The organism is Mesorhizobium sp. M2E.F.Ca.ET.209.01.1.1 (genome assembly GCF_004010375.2).
In the GTDB taxonomy this organism is placed as follows: Bacteria; Pseudomonadota; Alphaproteobacteria; order Rhizobiales; family Rhizobiaceae; genus Mesorhizobium.
Map to the genome: position 1 here is coordinate 1 of NZ_SADP02000139.1, position 502 is coordinate 502.

General features: G+C 62.5%; 1 pseudogene. It reads left to right on the forward strand.

The features are described 5' to 3' along the window. Positions 1-413 precede the first annotated feature (413 nt). Positions 414-502: pseudogene (locus tag EN852_RS42755) on the forward strand (undecaprenyl-diphosphatase); the annotation flags it as partial.

The following is a 502-nucleotide window of genomic DNA, read 5'->3' on the forward strand; positions in this document are numbered from 1 at the left end:
CGAGCTTTTGAGCGATCCGATGGTCCTGCTTGTGATGGAGCGCGACCGTGTGCGCCCGGAACAGGTGCGCATGCTGCTTGAGCGGGCTCGCCGGCCTTCCCTCGATGAACCGGTTGTCCCGCCGGCGCATGTGATCGCCAGGACCTGCCAGAAACTGTGGCTGTGCCCCTGAGTAGCCTTGCGATCTTCCATGAACATCATTGGCCGGCCCGTGGGCCGGTTTGGATGCGGGTGGCGCGGCCCGCAAGCGTATTGCAATGTGTCCGCCGCCACGCGACGCTATGACGCCCGTTCGGGCCGCCAGCTTACAAATCCGTAAATTGATTCTGCGCCGCATAGCGGTATGGCTTGCCCGGCATTGATCGCCGCCGATCGTGCCTTCGCAAGTCCGATCCCTCCCGCATGGAACCGACATGGCTGATATCTGCACGCAAGGCGTCGACACGGGCTTTGTCGGCCTTGGATTTGCCAAGGTCGCTTTCCTCGGCCTTGTGCAAGGCAT